This is a genomic window from Pseudomonas fluorescens (genome assembly GCF_902497625.1).
In the GTDB taxonomy this organism is placed as follows: Bacteria; Pseudomonadota; Gammaproteobacteria; order Pseudomonadales; family Pseudomonadaceae; genus Aquipseudomonas; species Aquipseudomonas fluorescens_BQ.
The window spans coordinates 96,308-119,177 of sequence record NZ_CABVGX010000001.1; the positions used below are offsets into that span (position 1 = coordinate 96,308).

The window sequence follows — 22,870 nt, forward strand, 5'->3', positions numbered from 1 at the left end:
TACCAAATGCTATTGGAGTTTGATGATTGCGTGCTCGACCTGAACCGCCGCGAGCTGCTGCGCGACGCCGTGGTCGTGGCTACAGCACCACAGGTGTTCGACCTGCTGGTCTACCTGGCACAGCACCGGCAACACGTGGTCAGCCGGGACGATCTGATCGACGCCATCTGGACCGGCCGCATCGTCTCGGAATCAACGCTGGCGAGCCACATCAACGCGGTGCGCAAAGCGGTGGGCGATGACGGTCAGCAGCAGCGTGTGATTCGTACGGTTGCGCGCAAAGGTTTTCGTTTTGTCGCCGAGGTGCGCGAGGAGGTTGTCAGTCCCGCTGGCATGGAGTCCGCGCTCTCCAGTGCGGCGATTGCGGCTGGCCCGGCCCTGCCTTCCAAACCGTCGATTGCGGTGCTGCCATTCATCAATTTGAGCGGTGATGGTGAGCAGGATTACCTGGCTGACGGTGTGGTCGGCGACATCATCGCAGCGCTGTCGCAATATCGCTGGCTGTTTGTCGTCGGGCGAAACTCGAGTTTTACCTACAAGGCGCGCGTGGTTGACGTGAAACAGGTTGGTCGCGAGCTGGGCGTTCGCTATGTGCTTGAGGGCAGCTGGCGCAAAGCCGAAAACCGCGTGCGCATCACCGCTCAACTGATTGATGCGGCAACCGGCGCGCACCACTGGGCGGGGCGCTTTGAAGGCGTGTTGGTCGACATATTCGAGTTGCAGGATCAGATCACCGAAAGCGTGGTCGGTGCGATCGCACCGCAACTCGAACGTGCGGAAATAGACCGGGCGCGGCACAAGCCCACCGAAAGCCTGGACGCTTATGATTATTACCTGAGGGGCATGGCTCAACTGCATCATGGCACTCGGGCTGCGATTGATCAGGCGCTGCCGCTGTTACATAAAGCGATGGCCTATGATCCGGAATTTTCCTCGGCTTATGCGATGGCAGCCTGGTGTTATTGCTGGCGCAAAGCCAATGGCTGGATGGCCGACCGGCCTGCGGAAGTCGCTGAAGGGGTGCGGCTCGCCCGGCGTGCACTGGAACTGGACCGGGGCGATGCGGTGGCGCTGACACGAAGCGGTCATGCCCTGGGTTATCTCGGCGGCGATTTGCCCGGTGGCATTGCCTTGCTGGACAAGGCATTGATGCTCAATCCCAATCTTGCCGCGGCGTGGTTTCTGGGGGCGTTTCTCAGGCTGTGGCATGGTGAAACCGATGCGGCCATCGAGCATTTCACCCATGCCATGCGTTTGAGTCCGGTCGATCCGGAACTCTACCGGATGCAAGCGGGGCTGGGCCTGGCCCATCTTTTCATAGGGCAATACGACGTTGCCTGGGCTCGGGCGGAGAATGCGTTGCGCGATCTTCCGACATTTTTGTTGGCCGTTGCTGTACTGGCTGCCAGTCACGGGTTGGCGGGACGGGAAATTGAGGCGCGGGTTGCCATGGAGGATCTGCGCCGACTTGACCCGACTTTGCGCTTGTCCATCCTTACCGATTGGCTACCGATTCATCGGGCGGAGAATCTTGCGGTGTTTGTGGATGGGTTGCGGCGGGCGGGGTTGCCGGAATAGCGGGGGAGCTGCGTTTTATGGGCTGATCGAAGCCTGAAGGTTACTCCACGCCGCCAATCCGTGTAGCAGCTGGCGCAGCCTGCGTCCAGCTCGGGCCGCGATCAGACGCAGGCTGCGCCAGCTGCTACACGTTCTGTGGCGCGTCGGGCTGAATGAGTTTTCCAGACGAATCTGTGAGCTGCTGGCTTTGCCCCATCACCCCTGCGGCAGCTTCGCAATCACCTTGATCTCGAAATCAAACCCGTACAGCCAGGTCACACCCACGCACGTAATGTTCGGAAACGGGGCGTTGCCCCAAAACTCCGGCACGACTCTCCAGATCTGCTCGAACTTTGAGGCCGGATCAACGATAAACACCGTCACATCCACCACGTCGTCAAACGTGCAATCTGCTGCCTCCAGAACGGCGTTGAGATTTTGAAAAGCTCGCCGTACCTGCGCGTCCAGTTCCGGCTCGGGTGAGCCGTCTTCACGGCTGCCAACCTGCCCGGACACAAACATGAAGCCATTGGAGCGAATTGCCGGTGAGTAACGATTGAGCTCGTACAGGGCTTGGCGGCCAGCTGGAAAAACGACATCGCGGGTATTAGTCATGTGGGTATCTCCTCGGTTAACGATGAAGAGACCTTAAGGGGCTTGTACCCATGGGATAAACCAGCAACTCTAGCCATCACTGTTTGTAAAACTCAAACAATCCCGGGAATGGAAATGGACCGTTTCGATGCGATGCAAGCGTTTGCCCGAGTGGTCGAAACGGGCAGTTTCACCAAAGCGGCGGACACCTTGCATATGAGCAAGACCAGCGTGACACAGCTGGTCCAGCAGTTGGAGGCCAGGCTGCGCGTCAAATTGCTCAACCGCACCACACGCAAGGTCAATGTCACGGCCGACGGCGCGGCGTTCTATGAGCGTGCGGTCAAATTGCTGGCCGATCTGGATGATGCCGAGACGGGTTTGTCCGCCGCCGCCGCATTGCCTCGCGGCCGCTTACGGGTGGACGTGCCCAGCCCGTTTGCACGGATGATTCTCATGCCGGCGCTGCCGGATTTTCACGCGCGTTTCCCGGACATTCAGATCGACATGGGCGTCAGCGACCGGATTGTCGATCTGGTCCGCGAGAACGTTGACTGCGTGGTGCGCGGCGGTGAGCTGACCGATCAATCGCTGATGGCGCGGCGGATCGGTGATCTGTGCCTCGGCGTGTTCGCAGCGCCGGGTTACCTGCAACGCCTGGGCACGCCCGCACACCCGAAGGTGCTTGAGGACTCGACCCACAGGATCGTCGGCTACTTGTGGGCACGCACCGGCAAGGCCTTGCCATATGCCATGCGCCGGGGCGAAGAGAGCGTTCACATCAACGGCCGCTACGTGTTGGCGGTCGACGATGGTAATGCCTACCTTGCAGCGGGCCTGGCCGGGATGGGCGTGTTGTGGCTGCCCGACTACATGTCCAAGCTGCACGTCGCGCGGGGCGAACTGGTGCCGTTGTTCGAGGACTGGCGACTCGATCCGATGCCCATGTACGTGGCGTTTCCGCCAAATCGACGTATCAGCATCAAGCTGCGCGTGTTCATCGACTGGATCGCCGGGTTGATGGAGCAACACGCCCCGGTTACGGATCGTCGCGCGCTTTGACAGCCGCCGTGCTGTTACGCAAGGTCAGCTCGAATGGCAGGATCACGTGCCGTTGCTCAAGCGGCTTTTTCTCGATCAGTGCAATCAGCATTTCCACGGCTTTGCGCCCGAAATTTTCGGCCGGTTGCGCGATGGTCGTCAGCGGCGGGTCGCAGTATTGCGCGAAAGGAATGTCGTCAAAGCCCACCAGTGAAATGTCCTCGGGCACGCGCAAACCCATTTGCTTGATCCGCTTCAACGCACCGATCGCCATTTCATCGTTTTCGCAAAACAGTGCAGAGGGGCGGGCGGACAGGGCGAGCATTTCAGCGGCGCCGTCCTGACCCGCCTGCAAAGTGAAATCCCCGTGGCAGACCAGCGTCTTATCGACGGCGATCCCGGCCGCGCGCAACGCATCCTGATAACCGGCCACGCGCTCGCGGGTCAGCGGGCTGCTTTTCGGGCCTTTGATCAGGCCGATGCGGCGGTGGCCCAGTTCAATCAAATGCTCGGTCATTGCCCTGGCGGCGGCGCGGTTGTCGAGACTGATAGTGGGGTGGCGGCCGTCCTGAATCACCTCACAGGCATTGACGATCGGTGGGGTGTCGGCGCTGGGGAAAGGCGCTTCAAACGGGTCGTAGGCGCGTAACTGAATCACGCCATCAGCCTGATGGGCGTAGACCAGTTCGGCAAATTCCCGTTCGATTTCTTCGCGCCCCTGAGTGTCGCATAGCAGCAGCCTGTAGCCGGCGAACTGGGCGGCCTGTTGCGCACCGCTGATTACCCGGGCAAAAAAAGTATTGGCGATGGCTGGCACCAGGATCACCAGATTGCCGGTACGCCGCGAGCGAAACTGCACGGCCATCAGATTCGGTCGGTAGCCGGCCTTCTCCACAGCGGCATTGACCTTGTCCCGCGTCTGCGGGAGCACCCGTTCCGGCGACTTCAGGGTTCGAGACACCGTCGCCACCGAGACTCCGGCGAGCCGGGCTACTTCACGGATATTGGACAAGATCACCTCGTTGAACACAGTGCGGCCGGCGAGTCTAACGCAGCTATGCCGAAGGCTGAAATAGGCCGGCGTTAGTCCGCCGGTGTTTGACACTCGGTAAAACTCAGCTTAAATTTCGCCCATGATGTAACCGGTTACATCGTCAACTGAGCTTAAGCCTGAAACTGCCGGAAAAACAGAGAAGCATTGCGATGGATGTTCCAGTGGCAAAAATAAGAATCGGTTTTGTCGGCGGGGGTGAAGGCGCTTTCATCGGCCAGGCTCACCGCCAGGCTGCGGGTCTGGACGGCCATTTCGAGTTGGTGTGCGGCGCGTTCAGTCGTGATACGCGCAATAACCAAAGCACCGGTGCCGCGCTCGGGCTCCAATCTTCACGCTGTTACAGCGATTGGCAGCAGATGCTTGATGCCGAATGCGCACTGCCGGCCGAACAGCGCATGGAACTGCTGATCATCGTCACGCCCAATCATCTGCACGCACCGATTGCCGCTCAGGCATTGCAAGCAGGCTTTCATGTGTTCAGCGAAAAACCTGCAGCGCTGAACCTGGCCGAGGTGGTTGCACTGAGAACCGTGGTGCAAGACCGCAAACGTCTTTATGGCCTGGCCCATACCTACCTCGGTTACCCGATGGTCTGGCAGGCACGGCAGATGGTTCGCGACGGCGCGATCGGCACCTTGCGCAAGGTCATCGTCGAGTACCCGCAGGGCTGGCTGAGCGAGGATGTCGCGGGGCAGGGCAACAAACAGGCTGGCTGGCGCGATCGGCCGGAGCATTCCGGCCTGGGCGGTTGCATTGGTGATATCGGCACTCATGCTTTTTCCCTGGCCGAGTTCGTCGCGGACCAGCAGGTGACACAACTGTGCGCAATGCTCAATACCCACGTGGCCACTCGACAACTCGATGATGACGCCGCAATGCTGTTGAGAATGGCGGACGGCGCGAGCGGCGTGCTGATCGCCAGCCAGGTCTGCGCGGGCGAAGAAAACCCGCTGAAGATCCGTGTTTATGGCGACAAGGGCGGCCTCGAATGGCGCCAGGAAGAACCGTCGAGCCTGATCCATCGCTCCCTCGATCAGCCGATGCGCGTCCTGCGTTCCGGTGTCGGCCAGCCCTGGCTGTGCGAAGCCGCAACGCAACGCATGCGCCTGCCCGCTGGCCACCCCGAAGGTTATCTGGAGGCCATGGCCAATCTCTACGGCGATTTCGCCACGGCCATTCGCAGCAATGTCGCCGGCCACGAGGCGCCCGGCGTCCCCGGCATCGACGTCGGATTGCGCGGCATGGCCTTCATAGAAGCGGCAATCGCCAATCATCGCGGCGACACCAAGTGGACCGACCTGGTCTGCCCACCACGCACCCGGAGCACTCAACCGTGAACGCTACTGCACAGCCAGGCCTGCGCGGCCCGGGGATTTTTCTTGCGCAATTCATGTCCGCCGAAGCGCCATTCGACACCCTGAGCAATATCGCGCACTGGGCGGCTTCTCAGGGCTACAAGGCGATCCAGTTGCCAACGCTGGGCACGCAGTTCATCGACCTTGAGCGGGCGGCCGACAGCCAGGAGTACTGCGACGAACTGAAAGCGGTGTGCACGCAGGCGGGTGTCGAGATCAGCGAATTGTCGACGCACCTGCAGGGCCAATTGGTCGCCGTGCACCCGGCGTTTGACGCCCTGTTCGACGACTTCGCCCCGGCGCATTTGCGCGGCCAGCCGCAAGCACGGACCGAATGGGCCATCGACCAGTTGAAGCTGGCAGCGCGTGCCAGTCAACGCTTGGGATTGACCGCGCATGCGACGTTTTCCGGAGCGCTGTTGTGGCCCTACATGTACCCGTGGCCCCAGCGCCCCGCCGGTCTGGTCGAACAGGGATTTGCAGAATTGGCCAGGCGCTGGCTGCCGATTCTCGACTGTTTCGAAGAGGCCGGCGTTGACCTCTGCTACGAAATTCACCCTGGCGAAGACTTGCACGACGGCGCTTCCTTCGAGCGTTTTCTTGAGGCAGTCAATCACCATCCACGCGCCGCGATCCTGTATGACCCGAGTCACCTGCTGCTGCAGCAAATGGACTATCTGGGCTTTATTGATCGCTACCACGAGCGGATCCGCATGTTCCACGTCAAGGACGCCGAATTCCGCCCCGACGCGCGTTCCGGTGTGTATGGCGGATATCAGGGCTGGGTTGACCGGCCGGGACGATTCCGTTCGCTGGGCGATGGCCAGATCGACTTCAAATCGATCTTCAGCAAACTTACCCAATACGATTTCGCCGGTTGGGCAGTGCTGGAGTGGGAATGCTGCTTGAAGGACTCCGCGCAGGGCGCTGCGCAAGGGGCTGCGTTCATCGAACAACACATGATCAACAAGACGCAAAAAGCCTTCGACGATTTTGCCAGCGTGCAATCCGACGAAGGATTCAATCGACGCTTGCTGGGATTGCCTGACGCCTGACGCGCGCCGCGATCATTATTCCCCAACAACAAAAACAATAAGACGGTGACCCGTTATGACCACGATGACCGCGCGATTGAGCGCCATGATGTTCCTGCAGTTTTTTATCTGGGGCGGCTGGTTTGTCACCCTCGGTACCTTCCTCGCCAGCAATCTGGGCGCCACTGGCGGGCAGATCGGCATGGCGTTCTCGACCCAGTCCTGGGGTGCGATCATCGCGCCATTCGTGATCGGTCTTATCGCTGACCGATTCTTCAATGCCGAACGGATCCTCGCCGTGCTGCATCTGGTGGGCGCCGTGCTGCTGTACCAGCTTTACAAAGCGCCGGACTTCAGCACTTTTTATCCGTTCGTGCTGGCCTACATGATGATCTACATGCCGACTCTGGCACTGGTGAACTCGGTCGCGTTCCGCCAGATGAGCGACCCGGCGGCGGAGTTTTCGCGCATTCGCGTGTGGGGCACCATCGGCTGGATCGTCGCTGGCGTGGTGATCAGTTTTGTCTTCGCCTGGGATTCGCAGGCGGCGATTTCCTCGGGCGGCTTGCGCAACACCTTTCTGATGTCGGCGATTGCCTCGTTGGTATTGGGTTTGTACAGCTTCACCCTGCCGCGCACGGCACCCTTACAGCCTGAAACCGGCAGCGGTGGCCTCAAGCAAATGCTCGGCCTGGACGCCTTGGGTTTGCTCAAGGATCGCAGTTACCTGGTGTTTTTCATTGCCTCGATCCTGATCTGTATTCCGCTGGCGTTTTATTACCAGAACGCCAACCCGTTTCTGGCGGAAATCGGCGTGACCAATCCGACCGCGAAAATGGCCATCGGGCAGGTGTCCGAAGTGCTGTTCATGTTGCTGTTGCCGTTGTTCATTCACCGATTCGGCATCAAGATTGCGCTGCTGGTGGGCATGCTGGCCTGGGCGCTGCGCTATGTGCTGTTCGCTTTCGGCAACAACGGTGAGCTGGCGTTCATGCTGTTCACCGGCATCGCGCTGCATGGCATCTGCTATGACTTCTTTTTCGTCTCGGGGCAGATTTACACCGATGCAAAAGCCTCGGAGCGCTTTAGAAGCTCCGCTCAAGGACTGATTACCCTCGCCACCTATGGCCTGGGCATGCTGATCGGTTTCTGGGTCGCGGGGCAGGTGACCGACCACTACGCAATGACTGACGGTCATGACTGGAAGAGTATCTGGCTATTCCCGGCGGGTTTTGCCCTGGCGATATTTTTCTGTTTCGGCCTGGCGTTCAAAGGGCGTGAGGCAAAGGTGGTGCAGGCGAATATCTAACTCTTCGGAAAAATGTACGTCAGTGTACACGCTGTGTACGCAATGGAATCCGCGCGGTAGAGTGGGGCAGTATTTCTGTTTCAGGGTGGATTCCGAAGATGTCGCAAGCAGCAAAAACGCGCACCAAGGCGCAGGATGCGGGATGGCGCGGATCGATCGATGGCTGGCTGGATGCCGCGTACGAAGCGCTGAAGGAATCCGGGATCGATGCGGTGCGCGTGATGCCGCTGGCCAAGCGGCTGAACCTGTCGCGCACCAGTTTCTACTGGTTCTATTCAGACCGCGAACAGTTGCTGGCCGCGCTGCTGGCGCGCTGGCGCGACAAGAACACCGGCGGGCTGCTCACCCAATGCGAGAGCTACGCGGAGAGCATCTCCGAAGCGATTCTCAACGTTTTTGAATGCTGGCTGAACCCTGAGCTGTTCGACTCGCAATTCGAATTCGCGGTGCGCAGCTGGGCGCTGCAATCGGAGGAGGTGACCGCCGAAATTGCGCTCGCAGACGAGGCGAGGATCAATGCGCTGGCGGCGATGTTCCGCCGTTTTGGGTTTGAACCGGAGGCCGCTGACGCACGGGCGAGGACGATTTACCTGACGCAGATCGGCTACATCTCCATGAAAACCACGGAAGACGCGATTGTGCGGTTTCGGCGCATTCCGCAGTACGTCAGTGTGTTTACCGGCAAGGCCCCGAAGCGGCGCGAGCTCGACCGTTTTTTCGGCAAGTTCGGTTATGCGGAGACAGAACCCGGGGTGTTCGTGCCCTTGGCAGATACGTTTGCGCAGGGGGGTAGCGATGCACAATAAGACGCTGGGGATTATCGGCGGCACCGGGATGCTGGGGCGGGCGATTGCCGATGCCGCTTTGATCAGTGGGTTGCTCAGCCCGGATCGTCTGCTGATTTCCAACCGCTCGGGCGCTGGTACGTTCGGGCCGAAGGTGCAGGTTCTGGCAGATAATCAGCGGTTGGTAGCGCTCAGCGACATGATCGTTTTATCGATCCGGCCGGAGCAGTTTCGCGAGTTGACGATCAATGCGCGGGGCAAAACGGTCGTCTCGCTGATGGCGGGTGTGCCGGCCTCTTTGATCTGCGTAGCTACCGGGGCAGACCGGGTGATTCGGGCAATGCCGAATGCCGCGGTGCAGATTTGTCAGTCGTACACGCCGTGGTTCAGCGCCGGCGCGCTGGATGAGGACGATCGGCAATTTGTGCAGCAGATGTTCGAGTGCGTGGGCACGGCGGATGAAGTGCCGAATGAAGATTGCATCGACTACCTCTGTGCCTTGTCCGGTACCGGGCCTGCGTTGCCGGCGTTGTTGTACAAGGCACTGGTCAGCCAGGCGGTTATCGCCGGCATTCCCGAAGCCATCGCCCAACGCGCCGCCCATGGCGTGGTGGTCGGCGGCGGACAGTTGCTGGCCGATAACGACCCGTTGCAGATGCTCGAAACCCTCATGGCCTACCGTGGCGTCACCGCAGCGGCGCTGCAGTCGATGACCGATCAGCACATCGAAAGCATCATCGGCAATGCCGTGCTGCAAGGCGCAGACCTGGCTCGCAAAGGCATGTAACCTCGGAAGTCGGTAACGGCCAGTACACACTCGCATTTGTCAGGAAAACCAAGCGTTTTCCAGACGATGGCCCGGAATTGCGCATGATGGCGAGTGGATATCTGGCAGAACATGATTATGCTTCCTTCAAAGGCTTTGCAGCGATGCAAGGCCTTTTGCCTGTTGCATGCTTCGCGCACACCGTAATCCGATGACATCAGCCCTGGGGCCTGGGTGCGGCAAATGGTAGTGAGGTACTCCGGCCTACAACAAGAAAGACGGAGATGACCCATGGCCGCAATCGACAACACTTCTACGGGCAGCACGCCCAAACACACGATTACCAAAGAGGAGCGCAAGGTCATCTTTGCCTCGTCTTTGGGCACGGTGTTCGAGTGGTACGACTTTTATCTGTACGGTTCTCTCGCGGCGATCATCGCCAAGCACTTCTTTGCCGGCGTCAACGAGACAACGGCGTTCATCTTCGCGCTGCTTGCATTCGCCGCAGGCTTCGCGGTGCGACCTTTCGGCGCCATTGTGTTCGGCCGGCTCGGCGACATGATCGGGCGCAAACACACCTTCCTCATCACCATCGTGATCATGGGCGTCTCCACCGCTATCGTCGGTTTTCTCCCTGGGTATGCCACGATAGGCGTGGCGGCGCCGATCATCCTGATCACCCTGCGTTTGCTGCAGGGCCTGGCGCTCGGTGGGGAATATGGCGGCGCGGCGACCTACGTAGCCGAGCATGCACCCAAGGGCCGGCGCGGCTTTTTTACCTCGTGGATTCAGACCACCGCCACCCTCGGTCTGTTTCTCTCGCTGCTGGTGATCCTGGCCTGCCGCACAATTCTCGGCACTGAAGCGTTCGAGGCGTGGGGCTGGCGGATTCCGTTCCTGTTGTCGATCCTGCTGCTGATCGTCTCGGTTTACATTCGTCTGCAACTTAGCGAGTCACCGGTGTTCCTGAAAATGAAGGCCGAAGGCAAGTCATCCAAGGCGCCGCTGACCGAGTCTTTCGCCCGCTGGGACAACCTGAAAATCGTCATCATGGCGTTGCTCGGCGGTACCGCCGGCCAGGCTGTGGTGTGGTACACCGGGCAGTTTTACGCACTGTTCTTCCTGTTGCAAACGCTGAAGATAGACGCGCAAACCGCCAACCTGCTGATTGCCGGCTCATTGCTGATCGGCACGCCGTTCTTCGTGATTTTCGGCAGCCTGTCGGACCGCATCGGGCGCAAGGGCATCATCATGGCCGGCTGCATTCTCGCGGCGCTGACTTACTTTCCGATCTTCCATGCGCTGACGCAGTACGGTAACCCCGACGTGTTCACTGCGCAGGCGAAGAACCCGGTGACGGTGATCGCCGATCCTGACCAGTGTTCGTTCCAGTTCGACCCGGTGGGCAAAGCCAAATTCACCAGTTCCTGCGACCTCGCCAAAACCCAGCTGGCCAGGAAAGCCATCCCTTACAAAAACGAAGCAGCGCCGGCGGGCACGGTCGCGCAGGTGCGAATCGGCGACAAGGTCATCTCCAGCTTCGAAGGCACCGACATGCCGGGCGCCGACTTCAAGGCGCGCAACGACGCCTTCATCGCGACCTTGGGCGGCGCGCTCAAGGAAGCCGGCTACCCGGAGAAAGCCGACCCGGCCAAGACCAACTATCCAATGGTGTTGCTCCTGCTGACCATTCTGGTGATCTACGTGACCATGGTCTACGGGCCAATCGCGGCCTGGCTGGTAGAATTGTTCCCGGCGCGCATTCGCTACACGTCAATGTCGCTGCCGTATCACATCGGTAACGGCTGGTTCGGCGGGTTCCTGCCGACTGTTGCGTTCGCGATGGTTGCCGCGACCGGCGATATCTACTACGGCCTGTGGTACCCGATTGTGATCGCCCTGATGACAGCGGTGCTCGGGATCTTTTTCCTGCCGGAAACCAAGGACCGCGACATCAATCACTCGTAAGGCCGGCGTCTGTCCTCTCCCGCGAGGGGGAGGGCAGTGCTGTTCACGTTGAAACCAGCTTCAGGCCGGCCTGATACGCAGAATCTGTGCGCCGTCGAACGGGTCGACCAGGTAGTGCGCCTGCACGCCGAATGTCTCGCGCAAACGCTGCGGCGTCAGTACTTCCAACGGTTTACCAAGCGCCACCAGGCGCCCTCGTTCGAGCACCGCCAGGCGGTCGCAACTCAACGCCTGATTCAAATCATGCAAGGCAATCAGCGTGGTCACCGGCAGGGATTGCACCACTTGCAGAATCGCCAGTTGATGCTGGATATCCAGGTGATTGGTCGGCTCGTCCAGTAGCAGGACCTGCGGACGCTGGGCCAGTGCGCGAGCAATGTGCACGCGTTGGCGTTCGCCGCCGGACAGGCTGTGCCAGCTGCGTTTTTCCAGGTGCGTCGCATCGACATCGCGTAACGCCTGCTGAACGATGGCGTGATCCTCACTCGACCATGGGCGCAAGGCCGACAACCATGGCGTGCGGCCGAGGGCGACGGCGTCGAACACGCCGATGGCGTCCAGCGTATCGGCCTGTTGCTCGACCACGGCGAGGGTTTGTGCAATCGCACGTCGCGCTACTGTTTTGAGCCTGTTTCCATTGAGGTAGACGGCGCCACGCCCAGGGACGCGCAAACCTGCCAACAGTTTCAGCAGGGTGGATTTGCCTGAGCCGTTGGGCCCGACGATGCCGAGGGTTTCGCCGCGTCGCACCTCCAGACTGATGTTGTGCAAAAGCTCGATGTCGCGCACATGGAAACCCAGCCCTTCACATCGCAGCACGCTATCGCCAACAGACTGCATGGCATTCATCGCGCATTCCTCCGGCCGATCAGAATCAGCGCAAACACCGGCGCACCGACCAGCGCCGTGATGACACCCACCGGGATCACCTGGCCTTTGATCAGCGTGCGCGAGAGGATGTCGGCGGCAATCAGGAACACCGCGCCGCCCAGTGCACTGGCCGGCACCAGGCGGGCATGTTGTGTGCCCAGCAACAGCCGCGCAGCGTGAGGGATGACCAGGCCGACGAAGCCGATCGAGCCGACAATCGAAACCATCACCGCCGTTACCAGTGCCGCGCAACTGATCAGCAGAAACTGTACCGGGCGCACCGCAATGCCCAGCGACGCTGCCGAGTCGGCGCCGAACGTGAAGGCATCGAGCGCGCGTCGATGCCACAGGCAAATGAGCAAACCGATCAACGCCACTGGAACCGCCAGCCACACTGACGGCCAGCGCACGCCGCTGAGGTTGCCCAATAGCCAGAACATGATGCCGCGTGCCTGTTCGGAGCTGGCCGACTTGGTGATCAGAAAAGCGGTCAGCGCATTGAACAGCTGCGAGCCGGCAATCCCCGCCAGGATAATCTGCCCGGTTCGCCCCGGTGCAGCGCTGGCCCGCGCCAGCAACACCACCACGATGAAGGCCGCCACCGCACCGACAAATGCGCCAACCGACAGCGAAATCAGCCCCGCACCCAAGCCTAGCAGCGCCACCAGCACTGCGCCGGTCGAGGCACCGGCGGAAATGCCCAGCAAGTACGGGTCGGCCAACGGGTTGCGCAACAGCGATTGCAGAATCACCCCGCAGGTCGCCAACCCGGCGCCGCAGGCCGCAGCGACCAGGGCGCGGGTCAGGCGGTAATTCCAGACGATGCCTTCATCGATCGGGTCGAGTACGTAACCGGCGGCCCACAGTTTGTTCGCGAGTACCTGAAACACCACGCCCGGCTCAATGACCGTTTCACCGATGGCCATGCCGGCAATCACTGCCGCCAGTAAGGTCAGCAGCGCGAGGATTGTGCGCATCAGCATCGCCGTCATTGCCCCAGGTCGTAGCCGTGGATGGCCGTCGCCAGGGTTTCCAGACCCTCGAACATGCGCACACTGGCCTGCATGGCCATGGCATCGAGAATGATGATGCGGTTGTGTTTCACCGCGTCCATGTTGCGCGTGACCGGATCAGTGCGCAGGAATTCGAGTTTTTTCAGGTGGTCGTCGGCCGGGAAGCGGCGGCGGTCCATCTTGGCGATCACCAGAAAGGTCGGGTTGGCCTTGGCAATGGTTTCCCAGCCCACGGTCGGCCATTCTTCGTCGGACTCCACCACGTTGCGAACGCCGAGGGTGTTGAGCATGAAGTCGGGAATGCCCTTGTGTCCGGCAACGTAGGGGTCGATGTCGAGGCTGGCGCTGGAGAACCAGAACAGTGCGCTGGTGTGACGCAAGTCCTTGTTCTGCGCGGCCGTCGCCACCGACTTCTCCAGGCTGGCCTTGAGCGTTGCGGTCAACAATCGGCCGCGCTCCTGCACGTCGAAGATCTGCGCCAGTTGACTGATGCTTTTGTACAGGCTGTCGACGCGAAACGCTTCGAGCCGCGTGCCATCGGCGCCGACCAGGTTGTCCTTGGCTTCGCAATCGGAGGGCATGAGATAGGTCGGGATGTTCATCTCATGAAACTGCTCGCGGGTGCCGACCGCACCTTGTGGCCCGACCATCCACTCCAGCTCCACGGCGACCAGCTGCGGTCGCTTGCTGATCACCGCCTCGAAACTCGGCTCATTGTCGGCCAGGCGCTCGATGCGCGCGTTGACGGCCTGGTACTGAGCCAACACATTGTTAAACCACAGCGATGTGCCGACCACCTTGTCGCTCAGGCCCATGGCGTAGAGCATTTCTGTGCCGGCCTGGCCAATGGTCACCGCGCGGCTTGGCGCCTGGGCAAACGTCAACGTGCTGCCGCAGTTTTCCACCGTCAGCGGATAGTGTGTAGGGGCCGCATGGGCAAGGGTGGAAAAACCCAAGGCAGTGACGAGGGTGACAAGGCGCGACAGCCGCATGACGCAGTCTCCGGAGGACCGTACAAAAAAAGCAGGGTACGGACTGGAAACACATCGTTGTTCGCTGCCGGGGTAACTCGAGAACCGGGCGCAAGGATGTCCTTCCCGGACACCCCGCCGGTTAGTGATTTGCCTGGCCGGCAGGTCTCCTGACTGATGCGTCGTCGCCTGGCTCCAGCCTTCCCGGGAATCAACCCAGTGGCAATCGAGGAGCAGGCTCGGCATCTACAGTTGCGGGGGCAGTTCCGTTTGATGCCATGCAAGGCACCTCGGATTCCCTATTAATCCCATTTGGAAACCGGCGGCGGGCATGGTAGTCGATTGGGCGTCGCAACGGTCCGGATTTTTTTCAGCGGCTGCGATGTCGAGGGCCTGGCGTCAGCGACCGACGGCACACAGTTCACCGGACGCACGGATCAGCGCCTGACCGTGCAGTTGGTCCTTGATCAGCGTCGCCCGGGTCTTGCCCAGCCAGTGCGGGCAATCCGGGTCGGTGCGATAGCGCGAAAAAGCCGCGTATTGCTGCAACAGACGTTTCTGCAGCAGGTCCAGTTGCGGGCGAATCTGCTTGTCCAGATCCTGTCGAGGGGCAGGGGGCGCCTTGCCCGCTGCCTGCCATTGCGCACGTCGCCCGTATTGCACCACTTTGCTGGCCTCAATCTGCGCGGCGATGAGGTCAGCGAACTCATCCGGATTGACCTTGTACTGCGTAGCCTGCTTGCGTGCAGCGGCGATGACCAGCGCCTCCCGCGCGTTGTCCTGGATCGGCTTGCCGCTGTCCCACTTGGCCAACGCCGCCAGATCGCCGATGTTCAAACGCTCGTACATCGTCGCCAGCAGCGGCTGCAGACTGTCGGGTGCAGGCGAAGGCGTGGCGGCGTGCCCGGCGTTGGCAAACAGGGCGAGCAGGGCAGCGAGCAGTGGTAAACGGGAAGAGCGGCACATAAGCAAACCTCTTGGATCGCGCGGTCATGGTTAAGTACCACAGGTGCGAGGGAGCATGTATCAGGATTGATATATTTGTCGAGGATCTGCGGTTAGCATGGCGGTAATCAGCGCGCCTGAAGCCAGGTTCGTCAACATAGCCGAGTGAGTCGCACCTTGATCGAAAGACGTCAATTCAGCGGTGGCATGAAGGGCAAAAACCTCCGCTATCTGAATGAACCTGCTGAGTCGGCTCGCATGACCCGCACCGGCTTTTTGCTGCTCGAGCATTTTTCACTGCCCGCGTTCACCCAGGCGCTGGACACCTTCGTCACCGCCAACCTGCTGCGCCCGGGTTTGTTTTCATCACGCACCTTTGGTCTGCATGGCGGCGAGGTCATCAGCGACCTGGGTCTGGTAATCCGCCCCGACGCCCGCATCGATACATCGGCGATCCATGAACTGGACCTGCTGGTGATCTGCGGCGGCTACCGCACCGAACTGAATCCTGGCGATGAGCTCAATCACCTGCTGCGGCTGGCAGCGGATCACGGCGTTATCCTGGCGGGGCTGTGGAACGGCGCGTGGTTTCTCGGCAGCGCGGGTGTACTCGATGGCTATCGCTGTGCGATTCATCCTGAGCACCGTCCGGCACTGGCGGAAATCTCCAAAGCCACCCATGTCACCAGCGAACCTTATGTGATCGACCGCGACCGGCTCACCGCATCCAGCCCTTCGGGGGCCTTTCACATGGCGCTCGACTGGATCAAGGGCTTGCACGACAAGGCGCTGATCGAGGGCATCGAGGATATTCTGGCGTTCGAGGAATCGCGCTATCGGCGCATCAAGCCGACGGAAAATGTCTGCGTCAGTGCGCCGCTGCGAGAAGTGGTGAAGCTGATGGACGCCAATCTTGAAGAACCGCTGGAACTGGAACAACTGGCAGTGTATGCCGGTCGTTCGCGGCGCCAGCTGGAGCGCTTGTTCAAGGAGCAACTGGGCACCACGCCGCAACGCTATTACATGGAATTGCGCATCACCGAGGCGCGGCGTTTGCTGCAGCACACGGAACTGTCCCAGGTGGACGTGCTGGTGGCTTGCGGCTTTGTGTCGCCCAGCCACTTCAGCAAATGCTACAGCGCCTATTTCGGCTACCGGCCGTCGAAGGAAAAGCGTCTGGTCAAGTGACAGCAGAGAGTGGGGACTGAACGCGCCAGTCCCGATTTGTCAGCGAGCAGACAGCGGCGGGGCACGGGGTGGAACCAGGCGTTTTGTCCCTGTCGACTCGAAGGCCGAGGCGAACCGCAGCAGATTGGAATCGTCGTAGGCGCGGCCGGCGAAGGTCAGCCCGACCGGCATGCCAATGTCTGCCATCACACCCATTGGCACTGTCACCGTTGGCACACCGAGATGACGGATGGCAAGGTTGCCATTGGCCACCCAGACGCCGTTACTCCAGGCAATGTCGGCTGACGCCGGTTCAATGTCGGCATCCGCTGGCGCCACGTCGGCAACGGTAGGGAACAACACTGCATCCAGGTGCAGTTTATCCATCCAGTCTTCCAGGTCGATGCGACGGGTTTGCTCGAGCCCGCGCAAGCCGTCCGCCACCGTGCTGATTTCATTCCACGGCGTAATGCCGCGCTCGGCCATGCGCACGTACTCGTCCATGCCGGCGACGAGATCACCTTCGCGGTTGGGCAGGGTGCCCGGGTCGTGCGGGAAAATCAGCGGGCCGTCGACATCCACCAGACGGTTCAGCCGGGGATCGCCATTGGCTTGCAGGAAATCATCGAAGGCCCACGCGGTCAGTTCCCACAACTCATCGTGCAGAAATTCCTTTGAGACCAGTCCGCGGGTGAACACTGTCGGTGCGCCCGGACGATCGCCTTCGCAATTGGACACCAGCGGGAAGTCGACGTCGATCACTTCGGCTCCGGCCGCTTCAAGTGCCAGACGCGCCTTCTGCCACAGCGCGATGACTGAAGGTCGAGTGTTGATGCGCTGACCGGTGGGGCCGCCGATACCGGGCGCATCCGAGGTGCCTGCTGCGGGGTCGGCGTTGATGTACATCCGTGGAATACCGAAGCGCTTGCCCGCCAGCACAGCGCTATCGGCCGCCAGCTGCAGATAGGCGGCGGGGCGCACCGAGGCGACGCTCGGGATCGGCACCCAGGGTTGCAAGCGCCACAGGTCGCCGCGGGTGTCGGCATCTTCCGCCACCACCACATCCAGCACTTCCAGCAGATCGGCCATGGTTCTGGCGAACGGCACGACCACGTCCATCGTTGGCGTCAGCGGCCAGTTGCCGCGCACCGAAATCACCCCGCGCGACGGCGTGTAGGCGCACAAGCCGTTGTTCGACGCCGGCCCGCGACCGCTCGACCAGGTTTCTTCGGCAAGACCGAAAGCGGCGAAACTGGCTGCCGTTGCCGTGCCAGCGCCATTGGAAGAACCGGAAGCGAATGGCGCGGTCAGGTAATCACCGTTATACGGACTCTCCGCCCGGCCATAGACGCCGCGTTGCATGCCGCCGTTGGCCATCGGCGGCATGTTGGTCTTGCCCAGGCAAATCGCCCCGGCGCCGCGCAGTCGTTCAATGGTGAACGCATCGCGATGCGCTACCAGATTGGCAAAGGCCGGGCTGCCCGATGCAGCGGTCAGCCCTTTTACCAGGTAGCTGTCCTTGGCCGTGTAGGCAATACCGTCGAGCGGGCCAAGTGTTTCGCCTTTGGCCCTGCGCGCATCGGATGCGCGCGCCTCTTCCAGCGCCTGCGGGTTGAGCACCACGACTGCGTTAAGCGCAGTTGCGGTTGTCGGCCCGTCGTAGGCGTCGATCCGGTCCAGATAGGCCTGAACCAGCTCGACCGCCGTGGTGCGGCCGGATTCAAGCGCCGCACGCAGCTCGGCAATGGAAACTTCAGTCACCTCAATCATGCGCTGACCACCGTGCTTGTGCCGATGACTGGGAATTCGCTGTTGCTGGAATAGGCGTTCATATCGGTTCTCGTTGCACTGAATACGCGACAGGGTGTGGGTTATAGCTGAGGTGCTCTATTTAACACCATGGCAGGTCATCCCCGGACCACTTTTTAAACTCATGGCGAAGCCAGCGGTCAACAGCACACCACGTCATTACTGCGCTCGGTGCGCGAGGAGACAGGATGGACAACTATCACATCACTAAAACCGACACGGGCTGGTCATTGAAAAAGCAAGGCGCTGACCGCGCATCGAAAACAGCGTCAACGAAGAAGGAACTCATCGCATTGGCCGGCGACTTTTTCAACGGCAAAACCGCGTCCCTGAAAATTCACCGCGAGGATGGCACCCTCGAAGAAGAGCGGACCTACCCGCGTGCCGCCGATCCCAGCAAAAGCAAAGGCTGAACCGACCGCCGCTGGGGCCGCGACTGCCACTACCAACGCCGCCCTAGGGGTCGCTCGTCAACGCCGCCCCTGGGGTCGCTTCCCAACGCAGCCCCTGGGGTCTGTAGCAGCTGGCGCAGCCTGCGTCCGACTGCGAAGCAGTCGTTGGTCCTGGGCATGCGAATCATCGGACCGACCGCTTAGGCTGATTCACGAATGCTTCGCAGCCGCACGCAGCCGCACGCAGCGGACGCAGCCGGACGCAGCCGGACGCAGGCTGCGCCAGCTGCTACAGGTCTCGGGAGGTCTCGGGCCTTAGTCCCATATAGAGGAATCGTGGCTCGCAGAAGTTTGACCGGCAGCTGGAATACGCCGACGACTGGCCGTCAAATCCGGGTTTCCTGCCGCTCGTCGCGAGTCGCCATTTTTTTTAAAATTTTCAAACGGACCGGTGCTTCAGATAACTGTGGGCGCCGCATTCGAGCAATCCTCGAATGAGTATCGGTGCCTTTAGGCCTGAGGAGATCCAGTCATGTTTTTACATAACAAGCGACTTCAATACACCGTGCGGGTTGCTCAACCGAACCCAGGGTTGGCTAACCTGTTACTTGAACAATTCGGCGGCGCACAGGGAGAGCTGGCAGCCGCTTCCCGCTACTTCACCCAGGCGCTGGCCGAAGATGATCCGGGCAGGAAAGACCTGCTGATGGACATCGCCACCGAAGAACTCAGTCACCTGGAGATCGTCGGCTCGATCATCGTCATGCTCAACAAGGGCGCGAAAGGACGTTTGGCCGAAGGCGTGGAAGAAGAGGGCGAGCTGTACCGTGCCATCAACGGTGCGGGCAATGATTCGCACATCACCCAGATCCTGTACGGCGCGGGTGCGCCACTGACCAACTCGGCCGGTGTGCCGTGGTCGGCGGCCTACATCGATACTATTGGCGAGCCTACCGCAGACATGCGTTCCAACATTGCCGCCGAGTCTCGCGCGAAGATCGTCTACGAACGCTTGATGAACGTCACCGATGACCCCGGCGTGAAAGAAGCGCTGGGCTTTCTCATGACCCGTGAGATCGCGCATCAACTGTCCTTCGAGAAAGCGCTGCACTCGATTCAGCCAAATTTCCCACAGGGCAAATTGCCGGGCAATCCGCAGTTCACCAACGTCTACTACAACCTGTCTCAGGGCGAAGGCAGCACTCGCGGGCCTTGGAACCAGGGCGACGATTGGGAATTTGTCGAGGACCCAATGCCGGCCGTTGATGGCGGCGATGGCACCGCCAGCGTCGAGTTGAGTGCAGACGAAGAAGAACTGTTGATGGACATGAAGGCCCGCACCATGTCCGACCCCGACAGCGACCCAATGACCGGTGCTGATATCGGTTCCGGGTTGCTGGTTAAACCCGATGTGTTGTAACCCGTTCACCGCACGCCGATGAGGCGTGCGGTGCTTTTATATTGCTACAGTTGATAGGGGTAAAGGCAATGGCCGCTAAATCCAGAGATTTGTCCGTCGATTCCGTTGAAAATCTGTCGGGACTGTTCAACACAACCGCCAGGTCTTTTGAACAAGAGGCACAGCGCATTACCCGGCAAATGCAGCCGGGCGGCTCACGAACAGGCAATAAGCAGGCAAACGGTCGGTAGGAGGTTTTATGTCGGATCCAGCTTCGTCTGGTGCAGATCCATCCCGTTCATGGCTCGAACTGGCCAAAAGCGGTAGCTGGCCGGGCGTTCTGTTCTGGTTGACCTTGACGGTTGTCACGCTGCTGTTGCTGTTCAGCGGATATAGCGCGTTGACCGAATCAAATCCGCAAGTGCTGCGCTACGCGATGCTGGGTGGCGCGGCAGGTTTTGGCGCAACGGCGCTGGGCGCTGTATTGGCGTTGGTGCTGCGCGATGTAGCTGTGCGCACTCAGGACACCATGCTGGGCTTTGCGGCAGGCATGATGCTGGCTGCGAGTTCCTTTTCTTTGATTCTCCCAGGTGTTGCTGCGGCTGAAGCCATGACCGGCAACAAGATGATCGCGGCTGCCGTCGTGGTATTCGGCATGGCGCTGGGCGTGGCGTTGATGGTCGGCCTTGATCGTTTTGTTCCTCACGAGCACCACAAAAGCGGTCGACGCGGGCCGGATGTGCAGCGGCTCAACCGGGTTTGGTTGTTTGTGCTGGCGATCACTCTGCATAACTTGCCCGAAGGCATGGCTATCGGTGTCAGCTTCGCCGACGGTGATATGAAAGTCGGATTGCCGCTGACGACTGCGATTGCCATCCAGGACATCCCGGAAGGCCTGGCTATTGCGCTGGCGTTGCGCGTTACGGGGATCTCTTCGATTCGAGCGGCATTGGTTGCCATTGGCTCCGGGTTGATGGAACCGTTGGGTGCAATTGTCGGCTTGGGCGTTTCATCCGGCTTTGCCTTGGGATACCCGGTTGCACTGGGCCTGGCAGCAGGGGCGATGATTTTCGTGGTCTCTCACGAAGTAATTCCCGAGACGCACCGTAACGGGCATGAAACACCTGCAACGCTGGGTTTGATGCTTGGATTCGGGGTGATGATGTTTCTCGATACGTCCCTTGGCTGAAGTGAGACATAGACTGCGTCCGCTCGTCGAGAGGCATGGAATTCGATCAAACTTTCGGATAGTTGCGACCCTCGGAACTAAACGGGCCCCGTGCTCGATTCCAGCAACTGAGAGGTGAACGAAAATGGCTAATACCGGGAACAAAAACACCGGAAACTTCGCCGATGACAAGCAAAAAGCTTCGGAAGCCGGCAAGAAAGGTGGCCAGGCTTCAGGTGGAGCTTCGGGCAGCGGCGGACAGGGCAGCGGTCGCGGCGGCAACTTCGCTGACGACAAGCAAAAAGCCTCTGAAGCAGGCAAAAAAGGAGGTCAGAGCTCCGGCGGTGGCGCGCGTAAGTCTTAATGCCGCGTAACACCATTCAAGCCCCGCCAGTGCGGGGCTTGATTCGTTTTGGCGATGCCCTTTGTAGCAGCTGGCGCAGCCTGCGTTTGATCAAGGAGGGTGTTGGACGCAGGCTGCGCCGGCTGCTACAGAGAGAGGACGCAGGCTGCGCCAGCTGCTACATAGGGGGCGTAGGCTGCGCCAGCTGCTAGGGGTTTGTGGGTTAGCTCACTAACGCGGCCACTTCGTAACCGTGGGGGTTCTGGCACTGCCAGCGCCACGCATCTCTGAGCATTTCATCCAGATCCCGAGTCGCACGCCAGCCCAGCTGCCGCTCTGCCTTGCCCGGGTCGGCCCAGCATTGAGCGATGTCGCCACTGCGGCGAGGACTGTAATTGAGCGCGATGTTCACACCGGAAATTCGCTCGAACGCGCGCACCACTTCAAGCACCGAATAGCCGCAGCCGGTACCGAGGTTCCACACATGCACGCCGGTTTTGCGTTGCAGGTAGTCCAGCGCCTTCAGATGCCCGGCAGCCAGGTCCATCACATGGATATAGTCGCGCACACCGGTGCCGTCGGGCGTGGCGTAGTCATCCCCAAAAACATTCAGCGTTGCGCGTTCCCCAGTGGCCACCTGCAACAAATAAGGCAACAGATTATTGGGCGTAGCGCTCGGCGCTTCACCCAGGCTGCCACTGCGATGCGCACCAATGGGATTGAAATAACGCAACAGCCCCACTGACCAGCGTTCATCCGAACGGGCAATGCTGGACATCACGTTTTCGGCCATGAGTTTGGAGTGGCCGTAAGGGTTCGCCGGCTGACCCGGGACGCAGGCTTCATCAATTGGCATCTGCGCGCAATCGCCATACACCGTCGCCGAAGAGCTGAATAACAACGTGTGGACGCCGGCATTGGCCATCGCCTGGCACAATGTCACGCTGCCACTGACATTGGTTTCAAAATAGCGCAACGGTTCGCGCACGCTCTCGCCCACGGCTTTGAGACCAGCGCAATGCACCACCGCGTCGATGGGGTAATCGTCGAATACCCGCTCAAGCAACGCGCGATTGCGTACGTCACCCTTGATGAAGCCCGGCCGGGAGTTGCCAATCGCTGCGATACGCTCAATGGCTATTCGCGAACTGTTGCACAAGTTGTCCAGTATCAAAACATCGTTGCCTTTGAGCAGCAGCTCCACGCACACGTGGGCCCCGATATAACCTGCACCTCCAGTCACCAGAATCATGATCCCACCCTCATCCCGAGGCGAGCAAAGTTGCGTCGCTTGTAGTTATGGGGCCGGCGCTGCTGACTAGTTCAGAGT

The 22,870-nt window shown here is 60.5% G+C and carries 21 protein-coding genes and 1 riboswitch; of the genes, 13 read left to right on the forward strand and 8 right to left on the reverse strand.

The window, feature by feature from the left end:
* Nucleotides 1-6 precede the first annotated feature (6 nt).
* Nucleotides 7-1,578 (forward strand): winged helix-turn-helix domain-containing tetratricopeptide repeat protein, encoded by a 1,572-nt coding sequence (locus F8N12_RS00480; RefSeq protein WP_150578632.1) that lies wholly within the window; start codon nt 7-9, stop codon nt 1,576-1,578.
* A 195-nt stretch (nt 1,579-1,773) separates the two neighbouring features.
* On the opposite strand, the gene F8N12_RS00485 is transcribed toward F8N12_RS00480, so the two are convergent.
* Complete coding sequence (locus F8N12_RS00485; RefSeq protein ID WP_150578633.1) at nt 1,774-2,172, reverse strand: RidA family protein; 399 nt, start codon at nt 2,170-2,172, stop codon at nt 1,774-1,776.
* A 114-nt stretch (nt 2,173-2,286) separates the two neighbouring features.
* Here F8N12_RS00485 and F8N12_RS00490 point away from each other — a divergent pair, with 114 nt between their 5' ends.
* A complete protein-coding gene (locus F8N12_RS00490; protein WP_150578634.1) occupies nt 2,287-3,213 on the forward strand; it encodes a LysR family transcriptional regulator in 927 nt (308 codons plus the stop codon).
* Here F8N12_RS00490 and F8N12_RS00495 read toward each other — a convergent pair.
* Complete coding sequence (locus F8N12_RS00495) at nt 3,191-4,204, reverse strand: LacI family DNA-binding transcriptional regulator (RefSeq protein WP_150578635.1); 1,014 nt, start codon at nt 4,202-4,204, stop codon at nt 3,191-3,193. The two genes, F8N12_RS00490 and F8N12_RS00495, sit on opposite strands and share 23 nt — an antisense overlap.
* Nucleotides 4,205-4,395: 191 nt before the next feature.
* Here F8N12_RS00495 and F8N12_RS00500 point away from each other — a divergent pair, with 191 nt between their 5' ends.
* From F8N12_RS00500 to F8N12_RS00525, 6 genes are all read left to right on the forward strand, one after another.
* The gene (locus F8N12_RS00500; protein ID WP_150578636.1) at nt 4,396-5,583 is read left to right on the forward strand and encodes a Gfo/Idh/MocA family protein; all 1,188 of its coding nucleotides are present in this window, start codon (nt 4,396-4,398) and stop codon (nt 5,581-5,583) included.
* Between the two features lie 53 nt (nt 5,584-5,636).
* Nucleotides 5,637-6,656 carry a sugar phosphate isomerase/epimerase family protein gene (locus F8N12_RS00505; RefSeq protein WP_224787652.1) on the forward strand — a complete coding sequence of 340 codons (1,020 nt, stop codon included), beginning with the start codon at nt 5,637-5,639 and terminating at the stop codon, nt 6,654-6,656.
* A 55-nt stretch (nt 6,657-6,711) separates the two neighbouring features.
* On the forward strand, nt 6,712-7,944 hold the full coding sequence (locus F8N12_RS00510; protein ID WP_150578638.1) for a nucleoside permease: 1,233 nt from the start codon (nt 6,712-6,714) through the stop codon (nt 7,942-7,944).
* A gap of 98 nt (nt 7,945-8,042) precedes the next feature.
* Nucleotides 8,043-8,750 carry a TetR/AcrR family transcriptional regulator gene (locus F8N12_RS00515; protein WP_150578639.1) on the forward strand — a complete coding sequence of 236 codons (708 nt, stop codon included), beginning with the start codon at nt 8,043-8,045 and terminating at the stop codon, nt 8,748-8,750.
* Nucleotides 8,740-9,516: a pyrroline-5-carboxylate reductase family protein gene (locus tag F8N12_RS00520; protein ID WP_150578640.1), complete on the forward strand. Its 777-nt coding sequence runs from the start codon at nt 8,740-8,742 to the stop codon at nt 9,514-9,516. The genes F8N12_RS00515 and F8N12_RS00520 overlap by 11 nt, the downstream gene beginning before the upstream one ends.
* A gap of 270 nt (nt 9,517-9,786) precedes the next feature.
* A complete protein-coding gene (locus F8N12_RS00525) occupies nt 9,787-11,463 on the forward strand; it encodes an MFS transporter (protein WP_150578641.1) in 1,677 nt (558 codons plus the stop codon).
* 60 nt (nt 11,464-11,523) lie between these two features.
* On the opposite strand, the gene F8N12_RS00530 is transcribed toward F8N12_RS00525, so the two are convergent.
* The 4 genes from F8N12_RS00530 to F8N12_RS00545 form a co-directional block, all read right to left on the reverse strand.
* A complete protein-coding gene (locus F8N12_RS00530) occupies nt 11,524-12,312 on the reverse strand; it encodes an ABC transporter ATP-binding protein (RefSeq protein WP_150578642.1) in 789 nt (262 codons plus the stop codon).
* Nucleotides 12,309-13,310, reverse strand: a complete 1,002-nt coding sequence (locus F8N12_RS00535; RefSeq protein WP_412072125.1) for a FecCD family ABC transporter permease — start codon at nt 13,308-13,310, stop codon at nt 12,309-12,311. Before F8N12_RS00535 ends, F8N12_RS00530 begins: the two co-directional genes overlap by 4 nt.
* Nucleotides 13,311-13,321: 11 nt before the next feature.
* On the reverse strand, nt 13,322-14,338 hold the full coding sequence (locus tag F8N12_RS00540; protein ID WP_150578644.1) for an ABC transporter substrate-binding protein: 1,017 nt from the start codon (nt 14,336-14,338) through the stop codon (nt 13,322-13,324).
* Nucleotides 14,339-14,459: 121 nt separating this feature from the next.
* Nucleotides 14,460-14,656: riboswitch (cobalamin riboswitch) on the reverse strand.
* Nucleotides 14,657-14,716: 60 nt separating this feature from the next.
* Entirely contained in the window at nt 14,717-15,283 is a 567-nt protein-coding gene (locus tag F8N12_RS00545) for a chorismate mutase (protein ID WP_150578645.1), read from the reverse strand.
* A 156-nt stretch (nt 15,284-15,439) separates the two neighbouring features.
* Here F8N12_RS00545 and F8N12_RS00550 point away from each other — a divergent pair, with 156 nt between their 5' ends.
* Nucleotides 15,440-16,450 carry a GlxA family transcriptional regulator gene (locus F8N12_RS00550; RefSeq protein ID WP_191623081.1) on the forward strand — a complete coding sequence of 337 codons (1,011 nt, stop codon included), beginning with the start codon at nt 15,440-15,442 and terminating at the stop codon, nt 16,448-16,450.
* A 39-nt stretch (nt 16,451-16,489) separates the two neighbouring features.
* On the opposite strand, the gene F8N12_RS00555 is transcribed toward F8N12_RS00550, so the two are convergent.
* Nucleotides 16,490-18,199: an amidase gene (locus F8N12_RS00555; RefSeq protein WP_150578647.1), complete on the reverse strand. Its 1,710-nt coding sequence runs from the start codon at nt 18,197-18,199 to the stop codon at nt 16,490-16,492.
* A gap of 227 nt (nt 18,200-18,426) precedes the next feature.
* Here F8N12_RS00555 and F8N12_RS00560 point away from each other — a divergent pair, with 227 nt between their 5' ends.
* From F8N12_RS00560 to F8N12_RS00575, 4 genes are all read left to right on the forward strand, one after another.
* A complete protein-coding gene (locus F8N12_RS00560) occupies nt 18,427-18,651 on the forward strand; it encodes a DUF2188 domain-containing protein (protein WP_150578648.1) in 225 nt (74 codons plus the stop codon).
* Between the two features lie 511 nt (nt 18,652-19,162).
* Nucleotides 19,163-20,050: a manganese catalase family protein gene (locus tag F8N12_RS00565; protein WP_150578649.1), complete on the forward strand. Its 888-nt coding sequence runs from the start codon at nt 19,163-19,165 to the stop codon at nt 20,048-20,050.
* A gap of 238 nt (nt 20,051-20,288) precedes the next feature.
* A complete protein-coding gene (locus F8N12_RS00570) occupies nt 20,289-21,218 on the forward strand; it encodes a ZIP family metal transporter (protein WP_150578650.1) in 930 nt (309 codons plus the stop codon).
* A gap of 124 nt (nt 21,219-21,342) precedes the next feature.
* Nucleotides 21,343-21,561 carry a KGG domain-containing protein gene (locus F8N12_RS00575; RefSeq protein ID WP_028622950.1) on the forward strand — a complete coding sequence of 73 codons (219 nt, stop codon included), beginning with the start codon at nt 21,343-21,345 and terminating at the stop codon, nt 21,559-21,561.
* A gap of 202 nt (nt 21,562-21,763) precedes the next feature.
* Here F8N12_RS00575 and galE read toward each other — a convergent pair whose 3' ends face one another.
* Nucleotides 21,764-22,792 carry a UDP-glucose 4-epimerase GalE gene (galE, locus tag F8N12_RS00580; RefSeq protein ID WP_150578651.1) on the reverse strand — a complete coding sequence of 343 codons (1,029 nt, stop codon included), beginning with the start codon at nt 22,790-22,792 and terminating at the stop codon, nt 21,764-21,766.
* Nucleotides 22,793-22,870: the final 78 nt, after the last annotated feature.

Coding starts and splice junctions, on each gene's coding strand:
- F8N12_RS00500 (WP_150578636.1), top strand. CDS start 4,396: ATGGATGTTCCAGTGGCAAAAATAAGAATCGGTTTTGTCGGCGGGGGT.
- F8N12_RS00565 (WP_150578649.1), top strand. CDS start 19,163: ATGTTTTTACATAACAAGCGACTTCAATACACCGTGCGGGTTGCTCAA.
- galE (WP_150578651.1), bottom strand. CDS start 22,792: ATGATTCTGGTGACTGGAGGTGCAGGTTATATCGGGGCCCACGTGTGC.
- F8N12_RS00545 (WP_150578645.1), bottom strand. CDS start 15,283: ATGTGCCGCTCTTCCCGTTTACCACTGCTCGCTGCCCTGCTCGCCCTG.
- F8N12_RS00515 (WP_150578639.1), top strand. CDS start 8,043: ATGTCGCAAGCAGCAAAAACGCGCACCAAGGCGCAGGATGCGGGATGG.
- F8N12_RS00510 (WP_150578638.1), top strand. CDS start 6,712: ATGACCACGATGACCGCGCGATTGAGCGCCATGATGTTCCTGCAGTTT.
- F8N12_RS00555 (WP_150578647.1), bottom strand. CDS start 18,199: ATGATTGAGGTGACTGAAGTTTCCATTGCCGAGCTGCGTGCGGCGCTT.
- F8N12_RS00530 (WP_150578642.1), bottom strand. CDS start 12,312: ATGAATGCCATGCAGTCTGTTGGCGATAGCGTGCTGCGATGTGAAGGG.
- F8N12_RS00540 (WP_150578644.1), bottom strand. CDS start 14,338: ATGCGGCTGTCGCGCCTTGTCACCCTCGTCACTGCCTTGGGTTTTTCC.
- F8N12_RS00535 (WP_412072125.1), bottom strand. CDS start 13,310: ATGCGCACAATCCTCGCGCTGCTGACCTTACTGGCGGCAGTGATTGCC.
- F8N12_RS00570 (WP_150578650.1), top strand. CDS start 20,289: ATGTCGGATCCAGCTTCGTCTGGTGCAGATCCATCCCGTTCATGGCTC.
- F8N12_RS00560 (WP_150578648.1), top strand. CDS start 18,427: ATGGACAACTATCACATCACTAAAACCGACACGGGCTGGTCATTGAAA.
- F8N12_RS00480 (WP_150578632.1), top strand. CDS start 7: ATGCTATTGGAGTTTGATGATTGCGTGCTCGACCTGAACCGCCGCGAG.
- F8N12_RS00505 (WP_224787652.1), top strand. CDS start 5,637: ATGTCCGCCGAAGCGCCATTCGACACCCTGAGCAATATCGCGCACTGG.
- F8N12_RS00490 (WP_150578634.1), top strand. CDS start 2,287: ATGGACCGTTTCGATGCGATGCAAGCGTTTGCCCGAGTGGTCGAAACG.
- F8N12_RS00575 (WP_028622950.1), top strand. CDS start 21,343: ATGGCTAATACCGGGAACAAAAACACCGGAAACTTCGCCGATGACAAG.
- F8N12_RS00525 (WP_150578641.1), top strand. CDS start 9,787: ATGGCCGCAATCGACAACACTTCTACGGGCAGCACGCCCAAACACACG.
- F8N12_RS00485 (WP_150578633.1), bottom strand. CDS start 2,172: ATGACTAATACCCGCGATGTCGTTTTTCCAGCTGGCCGCCAAGCCCTG.
- F8N12_RS00520 (WP_150578640.1), top strand. CDS start 8,740: ATGCACAATAAGACGCTGGGGATTATCGGCGGCACCGGGATGCTGGGG.